Source organism: Sulfitobacter sp. LC.270.F.C4, assembly GCF_032922545.1.
GTDB lineage: Bacteria > Pseudomonadota > Alphaproteobacteria > Rhodobacterales > Rhodobacteraceae > Sulfitobacter > Sulfitobacter profundi.
The window spans coordinates 2,021,201-2,034,355 of the sequence record NZ_CP136692.1 but is presented as its reverse complement, the minus strand read 5'-3'; the positions used below and the strand labels follow the sequence as shown (position 1 = coordinate 2,034,355).

At 61.7% G+C, this 13,155-nt stretch carries 11 protein-coding genes; all 11 read left to right on the top strand.

Annotated elements, in window-relative coordinates; genetic code table 11:
• The first annotated feature begins 30 nt into the window (after window positions 1-30).
• Window positions 31-1,017: an acryloyl-CoA reductase gene (gene acuI, locus R1T45_RS13830; RefSeq protein WP_317389346.1), complete on the top strand. Its 987-nt coding sequence runs from the start codon at window positions 31-33 to the stop codon at window positions 1,015-1,017.
• Window positions 1,018-1,084: 67 nt separating this feature from the next.
• The gene (locus R1T45_RS13825) at window positions 1,085-1,510 is read left to right on the top strand and encodes an HIT family protein (RefSeq protein ID WP_120351056.1); all 426 of its coding nucleotides are present in this window, start codon (window positions 1,085-1,087) and stop codon (window positions 1,508-1,510) included.
• 174 nt (window positions 1,511-1,684) lie between these two features.
• On the top strand, window positions 1,685-3,322 hold the full coding sequence (locus R1T45_RS13820) for a BCCT family transporter (protein ID WP_206054257.1): 1,638 nt from the start codon (window positions 1,685-1,687) through the stop codon (window positions 3,320-3,322).
• Window positions 3,323-3,420: 98 nt separating this feature from the next.
• Complete coding sequence (locus R1T45_RS13815; protein ID WP_317389345.1) at window positions 3,421-4,644, top strand: aminotransferase class V-fold PLP-dependent enzyme; 1,224 nt, start codon at window positions 3,421-3,423, stop codon at window positions 4,642-4,644.
• A gap of 61 nt (window positions 4,645-4,705) precedes the next feature.
• Window positions 4,706-6,127 (top strand): deoxyribodipyrimidine photo-lyase, encoded by a 1,422-nt coding sequence (locus R1T45_RS13810; protein WP_317389344.1) that lies wholly within the window; start codon window positions 4,706-4,708, stop codon window positions 6,125-6,127.
• A gap of 62 nt (window positions 6,128-6,189) precedes the next feature.
• Complete coding sequence (locus tag R1T45_RS13805) at window positions 6,190-7,401, top strand: SAM-dependent methyltransferase (protein ID WP_120351059.1); 1,212 nt, start codon at window positions 6,190-6,192, stop codon at window positions 7,399-7,401.
• Window positions 7,402-7,437: 36 nt separating this feature from the next.
• Complete coding sequence (locus tag R1T45_RS13800; RefSeq protein WP_317389343.1) at window positions 7,438-7,878, top strand: TrgA family protein; 441 nt, start codon at window positions 7,438-7,440, stop codon at window positions 7,876-7,878.
• 5 nt (window positions 7,879-7,883) lie between these two features.
• Window positions 7,884-9,017, top strand: coding sequence for an NUDIX domain-containing protein (locus R1T45_RS13795; RefSeq protein ID WP_317389342.1), 1,134 nt, complete (start codon window positions 7,884-7,886; stop codon window positions 9,015-9,017).
• Between the two features lie 13 nt (window positions 9,018-9,030).
• Window positions 9,031-10,065, top strand: a complete 1,035-nt coding sequence (locus tag R1T45_RS13790) for a cysteine synthase A (protein ID WP_317389341.1) — start codon at window positions 9,031-9,033, stop codon at window positions 10,063-10,065.
• Window positions 10,062-12,428 (top strand): DUF3772 domain-containing protein, encoded by a 2,367-nt coding sequence (locus R1T45_RS13785; RefSeq protein WP_317389340.1) that lies wholly within the window; start codon window positions 10,062-10,064, stop codon window positions 12,426-12,428. The genes R1T45_RS13790 and R1T45_RS13785 overlap by 4 nt, the downstream gene beginning before the upstream one ends.
• Window positions 12,425-13,147 carry an alanyl-tRNA editing protein gene (locus tag R1T45_RS13780; protein WP_067936316.1) on the top strand — a complete coding sequence of 241 codons (723 nt, stop codon included), beginning with the start codon at window positions 12,425-12,427 and terminating at the stop codon, window positions 13,145-13,147. Before R1T45_RS13785 ends, R1T45_RS13780 begins: the two co-directional genes overlap by 4 nt.
• The last annotated feature ends 8 nt before the right edge of the window (window positions 13,148-13,155 follow it).

The following is a 13,155-nucleotide window of genomic DNA, read 5'->3' as shown; positions in this document are numbered from 1 at the left end:
GCAAATTGAAACCTGAAAAGGAGATGAAAGATGAGCTTTAATGCGTTGATCGTGAACAAAGATGACGATGGCAAGACCCATGCTGAGGTGACCCAGATCACCGAGGATCAACTGCCCGAAGCCGAGGTGACGGTCGCGGTGGAATATTCGACTGTGAACTACAAAGACGGGCTCTGCATTGGGCCCGGCGGTGGTCTGGTCCGCAACTATCCCCATGTGCCGGGGATCGACTTTGCCGGGACGGTCGAGACGTCGAGTGACGAGCGGTACAAACCCGGCGACAAGGTCGTGCTGACCGGCTGGCGCGTAGGCGAGGCGCATTGGGGTGGCTATGCGCAAAAGGCGCGGGTCAAGGCCGACTGGCTGGTGCCGCTGCCCAAGGGTTTGGATACGCGCAAAGCGATGGCCGTGGGCACGGCGGGCTTCACCGCGATGCTGGCGGTGATGGCGTTAGAAGACCACGGGATCAAGAAAGGGCCGGTGCTGGTCACGGGGGCCGCGGGTGGCGTGGGCTCGGTCGCGACTGCGATCCTTGCCAACCTCGGCTATGAGGTGGCAGCCGTCACCGGGCGACCCGAGACCGAGGACTACCTCAAAAGCCTCGGGGCCAGCCGGATTGTCGCGCGCGATGAGATTAATGAGACGGTCAAACGCCCGCTCGAGGGCGAGACATGGGGCGGCTGTGTTGACGCCGTTGGCGGCGCGATGCTGGCCCGTGTTTTGGGGCAGATGGAATATGGCGCGAGCGTCGCTGCAGTGGGCCTTGCGGGCGGCGCGGCACTGCCCGCCACGGTGATCCCCTTCTTGCTGCGCGGCGTTAACCTGTTGGGCATCGACAGCGTCATGCAGCCCTATGAAAACCGTCTGCGCGCATGGGAGCGGGTGGCGAAAGACCTGCCGATGGAGAAGCTGGAGGCGATGGTTCAACCCGCGGGTCTCAGCGATTTGCCCCAACTCGGTGCGGACATCCTCAAAGGGCAGGTCAAGGGCCGGGTGGTTGTCGACGTAAACGCTTGATATTGCCTCGGCGCGGGGCGGTGTGGTTAATGGTCCACGCCGCCCCGACCGCCAGAAGGAGAGCATGATGGCCACCTATGACGACGACAATATCTTTGCCAAGATCCTGCGCAAGGAAATCCCCAGCTTCAAGGTCTATGAAGACGACAAGACCTATTGCTTTATGGACATCATGCCCCGCGCCGAGGGGCATTGCTTGGTGATCCCCAAGTCGCCTTGCCGCAATATGCTCGACGCCAGCCAAACGCAGTTGGCCGATTGTCTGGCGACGGTTCAAAAGGTCGGCAATGCCTGCCTGCGGGCCTTTGGTGCTGATGGCATCACGGTGCAGCAATTTAATGAAGCCGCGGGCGGGCAAGAGGTCTTTCACCTGCACTACCATATCTTGCCCCGCCATGAGGGCGACAAGCTGCGCCCGCCCGGCGTCCAAGGGGACATGGACCGGATTCGCGAACAGGCCGATGCGATTGCAGCGGCGCTCGGGACAGGGTAACCCCCCAAACTTACGTCGCAGCGGATAACGAAAAGGTCGTTTTAGCCAAGTTTCCAAGGGAGCTTGGCCGCAAGAGCTTGCCCAATGGTCGCAAGCCTCTATCCTTTGCGCACGGATGAGAAAAACAGAAGCCGCGTCCTGCGTGGTGATCTGTCATCAAAGAGGGAACAGATTATGAGCGATACAAATTCGCACGGCATCCCCGAGCCTGAGGGCAAGGCGGATGTCATCAATACCGATTATGAAATCGGTCAAGACAATATCGAGCGGCAGATCGGGCCGTTCGGGCTGGATATTCACAACCCGGTCTTTCTGATTTCGGGGATCGCTGTGGTGATCTTCGTCTTTTACACCATTGCATTGCCAGAGCAGGCCGCCGCGATCTTCTCGGCCATGTTCAACTTTACGACCAAGAACTTTGATTGGTTCCTGATCGGCGCTGCCGATTTGGTGGTGATCTTTGCGCTTTTGCTGATTGTCACGCCTTTCGGCAATGTCCGTCTTGGCGGTAATGAGGCGGTTGCGGATTATACCTATCTGGGCTGGTTCGCGATGCTTTTCGCCGCGGGCATGGGCATCGGGCTGATGTTCTACGGCGTGTCCGAGCCGCTGACGCATTTCTCGACCTCCATGGGCGAAATCACGACAGAGAACGGGTTGCGCACCGACTGGGCCCCTCTGGGCGCGGCAACAGGTGATGAGGCCGGTTCGCTCCGCCTTGGCATGGCGGCGACGATCTATCACTGGGGTCTGCACCCTTGGGCGATCTACGCGGTCGTTGCGCTGGCGCTGGCGTTGTTCACCTATAACAAAGGTCTGCCGCTGACGATCCGCTCGGCCTTTTACCCGGTTCTGGGCGAACGTGTTTGGGGCTGGCCCGGGCATATCATCGACATCATCGCGGTCTTTGCCACGCTCTTTGGTCTGGCCACCTCACTGGGGCTGGGCGCGACGCAGGCGAACGCGGGTTTGAACGAGCTGTTCGGGATCCCGATTGGCACCACTTCCGAGGTCGTTCTGATCTCGCTCATCACTGCCGTGGCGCTGATTTCGGTGCTGCGCGGCCTTGATGGCGGCGTGAAGGTGCTGAGTGAGATCAACATGGGGCTGGCCGCCTTGCTGGCGCTGTTCACCTTGATCGTTGGTCCGACAGTGTTCCTGCTGACCTTCTTCTGGGACTCGCTGGTGGCTTACATTGAGTATCTGCCCGCGCTGGCAAATCCCTTTGGCCGCGAAGACGTGAACTTCTCCCAAGGTTGGACGGCGTTCTACTGGGCGTGGTGGATCAGCTGGTCACCTTTCGTCGGCATGTTTATCGCCCGCGTCAGCCGGGGCCGCACCGTGCGCGAATTCATCGTTTGCGTTCTGTTGATCCCGTCGCTCGTCTGTGTGCTGTGGATGTCGATCTTTGGCGGCACCGCGATCCATCAGGTGCTGAACGATGGCTACACCGCAGCCCAAGATGCGGGCCTGCCGCTGCAGCTGTTCAAGATGCTGGACGCGCTTCCGCTGGCCTCGATCACCTCTTTCATCGGCATCGTGCTGGTGGTGGTGTTCTTCGTCACCTCGTCGGACTCCGGCTCGCTGGTCATCGACACGATCACCGCAGGCGGCAAGGTCGACGCGCCGGTGCCGCAGCGGGTGTTCTGGTGCATCTTTGAAGGTGCCGTGGCCATCGCTCTGCTGATCGGCGGCGGGTTGGCGGCGCTGCAATCCATGGTGATCTCTACCGGGTTGTTGTTCACGCTGCTGCTGCTGTTCATGTGCTTCTGCATTTTCCGCGGCCTGCAGGACGAGCGTAAAATTCGCTAGGCCCCACAGGCAGTGCGACACCAACAACGGCGGCTCCTTGGGGCCGCCGTTTTCTTTGGGCGCTTGACCTTGGCCGCGCAGCGGTGGACCTTCGCGCCATGCATATTGATTCCGACTGGGTCCGCGCCCAATTCCCCGCCTTTGCCGAGCCGAGCCTTCAGGGGCAGGCCTTTTTCGAGAACGCCGGTGGGTCTTACACCTGCCGCCAAGTGATCGACCGGTTGCATCGCTTTTACACCCAGCGAAAGGTGCAGCCCTACGCCCCCTACGAGGCCAGCCGCCTTGGCGGAGAGGAGATGGACGAGGCCCGCACCCGCATGGCTGCAATCCTCGGCGTGACACCGGCAGAGCTGAGCTTTGGCCCCTCGACCACGCAAAACACCTATGTGCTGGCACAGGCCTTCGGCCAGATGCTGCAGCCCGGTGAGGCGATCGTCGTGACCAACCAAGACCATGAGGCCAACACCGGCCCATGGCGGCGGCTGGCCGAGCGGGGGATCGAAATCCGCGAATGGCAGATCGATCCAGAGACGGGGCATCTGGATCCAGCCAAGCTTGAAGATCTGTTGGACGAGAAGGTCAGGCTGGTCTGCTTTCCGCATTGCTCCAACGTGGTGGGGGAAATCAACCCGGTGACCGAGATCACGGCGCTGGCCCATGCCGCTGGCGCCTTCGTCTGCGTTGACGGCGTGTCTTATGCGCCCCACGGCTTTGCCGATGTCGGGGGGCTGGGGCCGGATATCTACCTCTTTTCCGCCTACAAGACCTTTGGGCCGCATCAGGGCGTCATGGTTATCCGCCGGGCGCTGGCGGAACTGCTGCCGAACCAAGCGCATCACTTCAACGGCGATGTGCTTTATAAACGGTTCACCCCGGCGGGCCCGGATCATGCACAGATCGCGGCCAGCGCAGGCATGGCGGATTATATCGACGCTTTCCACGCCCACCACATCGGCGGCAGCGCCGATGCGACGGCGCGCGGTGTCGCCGTGCATGATGCGATGCGGGCCCATGAGACGGCTTTGCTGCAACCGCTGCTGGACGCCATGGCGGCGCGGAATTCCGTGCGGCTGATCGGCCCGAGCGATGCGGAAAAACGTGCGCCGACGGTGGCACTGGCGCTTGACCGGCCCGGTTTTGACGTGGCGCAGGCGCTGGCCGAGCGGGGCATCATGGCGGGCGGCGGGACCTTCTACGCGGGCCGTGCGCTTGGCGCGATGGGGGTGGAGGACAGCAAGGGCGTGCTAAGGCTAAGCTTCACCCATTACACCACCAAGGACGAGATGGATAAACTGCTGAACGCACTGGATGATCTGCTCTGAGCCTTGACCCCGGCGCGGGGGCGCTATGTTTCGGGGTCAGGCCAGGAGCAAGACACCGAACGTGAACGAAAATTCCCCGATTATCATGTGGTTCCGCCGCGATCTGCGGCTGAGCGATCAGCCCGCTTTGGCGGCGGCCTGCAAGTCGGGCCGCCCGGTGATCCCGCTTTTCATTCATGACGACCAGTCAGAGGCTCTGGGGTCCGCACCGAAGTTTCGGCTGGGGCTGGCGCTGGCCTGTCTGGGGGAGACGCTTGCAGAAAAGGGCAGCCGTCTGACCCTGCGGCGCGGGGATGCGCTGGACGTTCTGCGCGATGTGATCAAGCAGACCGGGGCTGGGGCGGTGTATTGGAGCCGCCTCTATGATCCCGCCGCGATCGACCGCGACACCAAGGTCAAAGATGCGCTGAAAGAGGGGGGCATTGAGGCCAGCAGCTTTGCCGGACACCTGATGTTCGAGCCTTGGACGGTCGAGACCAAGACCGGCGGTTTTTACAAGGTCTTCACCCCCTATTGGAAATCCGTCCGTGGCCGCGATGTGGCGGCACCCGTGGCGACCCCGAGCGAAATTGCAGCACCCCAAGACTGGCCCGAGAGAGACGCCTTGGACGATTGGCAGATGGACGCCGAGATGCAGCGCGGGCGTGATATCGTGCGCCCCTTTGTCCGTCTGGGCGAGGCCGCAGCACAGGCGCGGCTGGGGTCCTTCATCGCGCATATCGTCGAAGGCTATGATGAAAGCCGCGACATGCCGGGCGAAGACGGCACCTCTGCACTGTCCGAAAACCTCTCTTTGGGCGAAATCAGCCCGGCGCAATGCTGGCATGCCGGTCAGCGTGCGATGCAAGAAGGCAAGCGGGGGGCAGAGACCTTTCTGAAAGAACTCGCTTGGCGCGAGTTTGCTTATCATCTGATGTACCACACGCCGCGCATCCTTGACCAAAACTGGCGCGAGGAATGGCAGGCTTTCCCGTGGAACGAGGATGAGCGCCGCGCCGAGGTCTTAGCGTGGAAACAGGGGCGCACCGGCGTGCCATTCGTCGATGCCGCCATGCGCGAATTGCAGGTGACCGGGCGGATGCACAACCGGGGCCGCATGATCGTGGCGAGCTATCTGACCAAACACCTCATGTGTCACTGGCGCATCGGCCAAAAGTGGTTCGAAGAGCACCTGATCGATTGGGATCCGGCCAATAACGCGATGGGCTGGCAGTGGGCCGCAGGCTCTGGCCCCGATGCAACGCCGTTCTTCCGCATCTTCAATCCTGAGACCCAGCTTGATCGGTTCGACAAGGGCCGAGACTATACCCGCCGCTGGATCGCCGAGGGCCGCGCGAAGCCAAGCAAGGATGCGCTGGCCTATTTCGACGCAGTCCCGCGCCGCTGGGGCCTCAGCCCGGATGACGACTATCCCGACCCGATCGTCGATCTTTCGGAAGGGCGCGAACGGGCGCTTGATGCCTACCGCAATCGTGAATTTTAAATTTTTGCGAAACAGCAGCCTGCGGTTACAGTAGGCGCCAAGAACAAGAACGGAACCGAGGTATGAAGCTGACGACAACAGAGGGGCAGAAGGGTCTGCCGCGCTATTTCCCGCAGGTCTTTGCCATGGCGCAGGCGATGCAGCATGGGCGGGTGGATTTCGTCTTGCCCGATGGCCGCGCGTTCCGGGCCGAAGGGGCCAAACCCGGCCCGGTGGCCGAGGTGCACATCCACAACGATGACCTCTTTGCCCGCCTGATCCGCGAGGGCGATTTGGGTTTCTGCGACGCATATCTGGATGAATGGTGGTCCACCCCAGACCTCCAAGCTTTCATGGATTTGGTGCATGCGGGGAACGAGACGGTTTACGACGGCTTTCCGGGCCAAGGGTTGCTGCGCCAGTTCGAAAAGTTCCGCTTTTGGCTGCAACGCAACAACCGCAAGCAGGCCAAACGCAACATCAGCAAGCACTATGATCTTGGCAATGAGTTCTACGGGCTTTGGCTGGATGAGACGATGACCTATTCCTCGGCCATGTTCGAGGACGGCGCGCAGATGTCGCTAGAGGCCGCGCAGACCGCCAAATACAAATCCATGGTCGATCAGATGGGGGTTCAACCGGGCGATCACGTGTTGGAAATCGGCTGCGGCTGGGGCGGTTTCGCTGAATATGCCGCTGCCGAACGGGGCTTGCACGTCACCGCGCTGACGATCAGTGCCGAGCAATATAAATACGCCGTGGACCGGATCAAAAAAGCCGGGCTGTCAGACCGAGTGACCTTTAAATTGCAGGACTACCGCGATGAACGCGGGCTCTATGACGGGATCGCCAGTATCGAGATGTTCGAGGCGGTAGGCGAGCAATATTGGCCGATCTATTTCGAGACCGTCCGCCAGAGGCTGAAGCCCGGACGCGCAGCCACGCTACAGATCATCACCGTCGATCACGCCCGCTGGGATGTTTACAAACGCGGCGTGGATTTCATTCAGAAATACATCTTTCCGGGTGGCATGTTGCCCAGCCCAAAGGTGCTGCGCGAGCAGGTAGAACGCGCCGGTCTGGTGGTCGACCGCTCGGTCGAGTTCGGCAAGAGCTATGACATCACGCTGCGCCGCTGGCATGAGACCTTTAACGCAAAATGGGATCAGATCACCGCGCTTGGCTTTGACGAACGCTTTCGCCGGATGTGGAATTTTTACCTCACTTCCTGTGCCGCGACATTTGACAGTGGCAATTGCGACGTGACGCAGATTACGGTACGGCGACCTGTGTGACCGCCCCTGCGGTCCATCCCCGCAAGGAGCCGGAAAATGCCGACTGGTGCACGACTTATGGCAGCGATCTCACTCGCGGTGCTGGCCTTTGTTTTGTCGGGCATGGTGGTGCCCCTGATGCCGGAAAGCACGGATTTCGGGTATTTCCTCCCGCTGAACGTCCTTCTTGGCCTTGTGGTGGGCTGGCGAGTGATGGGCAAGCGCGCCGGGCGCGGCATAGTGGCCGCGATCAATAACGGGTTGGCCGGGGTCTTTGTGCTGATGCTCTGGGCGATTTTCTTGCAGGCGGCGAATGAGATGGTCCGTCTGGCCCTGCGCAACCGCTATGACGACCCATTCGAAGCCATCGTTGCCGTGTTCCAGATCGGCGCGGAGTTCGGGGTGATGATCGCCACACTTCCCATCGGTATGGCGCTCGTTGTCGGGGCTGTGATCGCAGGTCTTTTGACCGAATTTGCTTATAACCGTTGGTCCTGATCCCCATGCGACATCTTTTTATTTACGGCACCCTGCGGCATTTGCCGCTTTTGGAAATTGTGCTTGGCCGTTCCGCCGGAGCGATTGACCTGCGGCCTGCGACCTTGCCGGGCTACCGCGTCTCAGCCGCCGCCGAGGGGCCGTTTCCCACGATTGAGACATGCGAGGCCGCGCAGGCCGAAGGCTTGCTGGTGCAGGGGCTCAGCGCGGATGATTTCGCCCGGCTCGATTTCTATGAAGGCGCCTTTGACTATGATCTGGTGCCGGTGACGCTGGCAGACGGGAAGGCGGCAGAGGTCTATCTGCCGCAACCGGGGCGCTGGACGGGTGAGGGGCCATGGTCGCTTGAGGCATGGGAGGCCGATTGGGCTGCGCTGTCGTGCCACGCGGCGCGCGAGGTGATGAGCTATATGGGCAAACGCCCCCGCGCCGAGGTCGACGCGATGTTCCCGATGATCCGCCGCCGCGCCCATCAACAGGTGCTGGCTGAAACGGGCGCGCATGATCCGCTGGCCCTCGACGGAAAGATTGAGATTACCGGCCGAGATCGCGTTTACGCAAAGTTCTTTGCCCTTGATGAAATTTCCCTCCGCCATGAGACCTTCGACGGTGCCATCTCCGAAGAGATCGACCGCGCGGTCTTTGTCAGCGCGGATGCGGCGTTGGTGCTGCCTTATGACCCCGCACGCGACCGCGTGCTGTTGGTTGAGCAGATCCGCATGGGCCCTTTGGCGCGGGGCGATCACACTTGCTGGCAGTTGGAACCCATCGCGGGCCATATTGATCCCGGTGAGACACCGCAGGCCGCCGCACGGCGCGAGGCGCTCGAAGAGGCGGGGATCACATTAGGCGCCTTGGAACCCGTAGGAAACGTCTACGCCTCTCCCGGCAATGCCACGGAATTCTTTCACATTTTCGTGGGATTGGCGGATTTGCCGGATCATATCATCGGCACGGGCGGTTTGGCCTCGGAGGGCGAGGATATACGGTCGCATTTGATGTCCTTTGACGATCTGATGGCCTTGGCCGATGCGCAGGCGCTTGCCAATGCGCCACTGGTGGCAAGCGCCTATTGGCTGGCCCGCCACCGCGAACGCTTGAGGTCCGCGAGCGCGACAGCTAAACCGGACGGAACATGAACTGGGGGCAAACATGCAGGTTGCAAAAGATCTGGCCGAGGCCATTGGAAACACACCGCTGATCCGGCTGCGCGGCGCAAGCGAAGAGACCGGCTGCGAAATCTTGGGCAAGGCGGAATTCATGAACCCCGGTCAGTCGGTCAAAGACCGCGCGGCGCTGTTCATCATCCGCGACGCCATTGCGCGGGGCGAGTTGAAGCCCGGCGGCACCATTGTCGAAGGCACGGCGGGCAACACCGGCATCGGGCTTGCGCTTGTGGGCGCGTCGATGGGGTTCAAAACCGTTATCGTTATTCCTGAGACCCAGTCGCAGGAAAAGAAAGACATGCTGCGGCTTGCCGGTGCCGAACTGGTGCAGGTGCCTGCGGCTCCTTACAAAAACCCCAACAACTTCGTCCGCTATTCCGAGCGTTTGGCCAAGGAACTGGCCAAGACCACGCCCGAAGGGGTGATCTGGGCCAACCAGTTCGACAATACCGCCAACCGTCAGGCGCATATTGAGACGACAGGCCCCGAGATCTGGGAACAGACAGGCGGCAAAGTGGATGGTTTCTGCTGTGCGGTCGGCTCTGGCGGCACGCTGGTTGGCGTGGCCATGGCGCTGCAGCCCAAGGGCGTGAAAATCGCACTGGCCGACCCCGATGGCGCGGCACTGCACAACTACTACACCCAAGGCGAGTTGAAGGCCGAGGGCAGTTCCATCGCCGAAGGCATCGGTCAGGGACGGATTACCGCGAACCTCGAAGGGTTCAAACCGGACTACTCCTACAACATCTCAGACGAAGAAGCCCTGCCGGTGGTCTTTGACCTGCTGGAGAACGAAGGGCTTTGCCTTGGTGCGTCTTCGGGCGTGAATGTCGCGGGGGCCGTCCGCATGGCGAAAGAGATGGGGCCGGGGCATACGATTGTCACCGTGCTTTGCGATTTCGGCACGCGCTATCAGTCCAAGCTCTTCAACCCGGAGTTCCTCCGCGAGAAGGGGCTGCCAACGCCCAACTGGCTTGATGCCGCACCACAATCCATCCCAGGTGTTTTCGAGGATACATGACCCAAATGCTCCGCTTCGCCCTCGGCCTCACCGTCTTGCTGGTCTGGCTGACCGGTGCGGCTGTCGCTCAAGAACCGGTTCTGCCGGACTTTGACCAATGGGAATCCGTCGCCTCGACCGCTGAAGAAGCCATCGACGCGCCGGATACCACCGAAACCATGCTTGAGGTGCAGCGCGCCCGGCTGGTGGACTATCGCGCGAAATTTGACGCGGCGCGAAACCTGAACGCGGCGCGGATCAACACGCTGCGGGAACAATTGGCCGCGCTCGGCACCCCGCCAGAAGGTGAAGGGGCCGAACCGGAATCGCCCGAGGTTGCCGCCAACCGCGAAGAGTTGAACCGACAGCTCAACACCCTGCTGACGCCGGTTCAGCGGGCCGAAGCGGCGTACCTGCGCGCCGATGCGCTGATCGGCCAAATCGACGTGGCACTGCGCGAACGTCAGACCGAACAGTTAATGGAGGTCGTGCCCACGCCGCTCAACCCGGTTCACTGGCGCACGGCAATCGACGATTTAGCCACCGCAGCGGGTGAAATCGCCGCCGAAGCGCCGGATGATGCCGATACCGCACGTCGCAACCTGAGATCATCGCTCCCTGCGGTTCTGGGGCTCACCGTACTCGGCCTGGTGCTGATTTTCCGCGGTCACCACTGGTCGACGACAATCGTCGGGCGACTCCAACAGTTTGGCGCGCGCGGTTTCGGCATCTGGCGCTTCGTCGTTTCGCTATTGCGGATCATCCTGCCCACGGTCGGTCTGGTCCTGCTGGCCATGGCCGTACTGGCGACCGATTGGCTGGGGCCTCGCGGCTCTGCCTTGGTGCAGCTTCTCCCTGTAATTGGCGGCGCGATGCTCGGCGTTCGCTGGGTGGCCGAGCGGGTGTTTTCGCGCGACGAAGACGAGGCGCTGATCCTGCTTCCGCGCCCCGAGCGGAAAGCCGTGCGCTTTTACGTCAGCATCATCACAGTGACCGTCATTCTGGGCGCGATTATCCGTGCGATTTTCGACGGGCAGCAACCGGCTGAGACCACCGAAGCAGTGCTCCGCCTGCCTGTCATGTTGCTCAGCGCCTTTGCCCTGTTCCGCATTGGTCGCATTCTGCACGGTCACAGCGAGCCGGTGCCGGAGGATACACCTGCCTCTGAAGAGCCGCGCGTATCGACCCTGAGCCGCGTGGTGCGCGGCCTAGGCTTGGGCGCGATGATTGTGGCCGTGGTGGCACCGCTCTTGCTGATCAGTGGCTATTACAACGCCGCCGTGTCGCTGCTGCCTCCCTATGTCACCACATTGGTCCTTTTGGGGCTGGTGATGACGCTGCAACGCTTCTTGGCGGATGTCTACGGCGCAATGACCGGGCAGGGCGTTCAGGCACGCGATGCGCTGATGCCCGTGTTCTTTGGCCTGATCCTGCTGCTGCTCTCGCTGCCGGTGATGGCTTTGGCATGGGGCGCGCGGGTCACCGACCTGACCGAGCTTTGGGCACTGTTCAGCCGAGGCTTCGCCTTTGGCGAGACGCGGATCCGTCCGACGGACTTCCTCTCTTTCGCGGTGATTTTCGTGATCGGCTATGCCGCCACCCGTCTTATTCAAGGTGCGCTGCGCAGCAACGTCTTGCCAAAGACGCGGATGGACATCGGCGGACAGAACGCCATCGTCTCGGGGATTGGCTATGTCGGTATTTTCCTCGCCGCGCTGCTGGCCATTACCGGGGCCGGGATCGACCTATCCGCGCTTGCCTATGTCGCCGGTGCGCTGTCGGTCGGTATCGGTTTCGGTCTGCAAAACGTGGTGTCGAACTTCGTGTCCGGGATCATCCTGTTGATCGAACGCCCGATCTCCGAAGGCGATTGGATCGAGGTGGGCGGCCAGATGGGCTATGTGCGCGACATCTCGGTGCGTTCGACAAGGATCGAGACCTTTGACCGTACCGATGTCATCGTGCCCAATGCCGATCTGATCAGCGGCACGGTCACCAATTACACTCGCGGCAATACCGTGGGCCGCCTGATCGTGCCCGTGGGCGTGGCCTATGGCACCGATACCAAACGGGTGGAAGGCATCTTGCAAGAGATCGCCCAAGCGCAGCCCATCGTGCTGACCAACCCGCCGCCTGCGGTGCTGTTCCTGAACTTCGGTGCCGACGCGCTGGAATTCGAGGTCCGCTGCTACCTGCGGGATGTCAATTGGATGATGAAGGTCAAGAACGACATCAACCACGCCATCGCCGCGCGTTTCAACGAAGAAGGGATCGAAATTCCCTTTGCCCAGCGTGATCTCTGGCTGCGCAATCCTGAAGCTTTGAAAAGCGATGCCGCGCCCGCGCAGGACGAGGGCAGCGAAAAGGCGGAGCCGCAGGCATGACAGGCGAACTGTTTCGAGAGGAAACCTATCTGCGCGACGCGCCGGCCCGCGTGGCGGCCCATACGCCAGAGGGCGGGGTGATCTTGGACAATTCCCTGTTCTACCCCACTGGGGGCGGCCAGCCGGGCGACAGCGGCTGGCTGACATGGGACAAACAGGAACTCTCCATCGCCACCACCGTGCGCGACCGTGACAGTGGCCGTATCGCGCTGGTTCCGGCCGAGCCGCGTGCCCTGCCGCCCGTCGGGGCCTATGTGACCCAAGAGCTCGACTGGGACCGGCGCCACAAACATATGCGCGTGCATACGGCGCTGCATCTGTTGTCGGTCGTGATCCCGCATCCGGTGACGGGGGGGCAAATCTCGGCCAGCCACGGACGGCTTGATTTCAACATGCCCGATGCGCCCCAAGACCGGGCGGAGCTGGAAGAGGCCCTGAACCACTTCGTCTCCCTCGACGCGCGGGTGAGCGAGGATTGGATCACCGAAGCCGAACTTGATGCGGCCCCGGAACTGGTCAAAACCATGTCCGTCGCGCCGCCGCGCGGGCGGGGTGACATTCGTCTGATCCGCATTGGTGACGCGCAAGACCCCATCGACTTGCAGCCCTGTGGCGGCACCCATGTGGCCCGAACCGGCGAAATCGGCGCGCTTCGCCTTGGAAAGATTGAGAAAAAGGGCCGGTTGAACCGCCGGGTCTATGTCCATCTGGGCGGTTAGGCAAATTT

Coding starts and splice junctions, on each gene's coding strand:
- R1T45_RS13800 (WP_317389343.1), top strand. CDS start 7,438: ATGCCGACTGGTGCACGACTTATGGCAGCGATCTCACTCGCGGTGCTG.
- R1T45_RS13785 (WP_317389340.1), top strand. CDS start 10,062: ATGACCCAAATGCTCCGCTTCGCCCTCGGCCTCACCGTCTTGCTGGTC.
- R1T45_RS13820 (WP_206054257.1), top strand. CDS start 1,685: ATGAGCGATACAAATTCGCACGGCATCCCCGAGCCTGAGGGCAAGGCG.
- R1T45_RS13805 (WP_120351059.1), top strand. CDS start 6,190: ATGAAGCTGACGACAACAGAGGGGCAGAAGGGTCTGCCGCGCTATTTC.
- R1T45_RS13825 (WP_120351056.1), top strand. CDS start 1,085: ATGGCCACCTATGACGACGACAATATCTTTGCCAAGATCCTGCGCAAG.
- R1T45_RS13790 (WP_317389341.1), top strand. CDS start 9,031: ATGCAGGTTGCAAAAGATCTGGCCGAGGCCATTGGAAACACACCGCTG.
- R1T45_RS13780 (WP_067936316.1), top strand. CDS start 12,425: ATGACAGGCGAACTGTTTCGAGAGGAAACCTATCTGCGCGACGCGCCG.
- R1T45_RS13795 (WP_317389342.1), top strand. CDS start 7,884: ATGCGACATCTTTTTATTTACGGCACCCTGCGGCATTTGCCGCTTTTG.
- R1T45_RS13815 (WP_317389345.1), top strand. CDS start 3,421: ATGCATATTGATTCCGACTGGGTCCGCGCCCAATTCCCCGCCTTTGCC.
- acuI (WP_317389346.1), top strand. CDS start 31: ATGAGCTTTAATGCGTTGATCGTGAACAAAGATGACGATGGCAAGACC.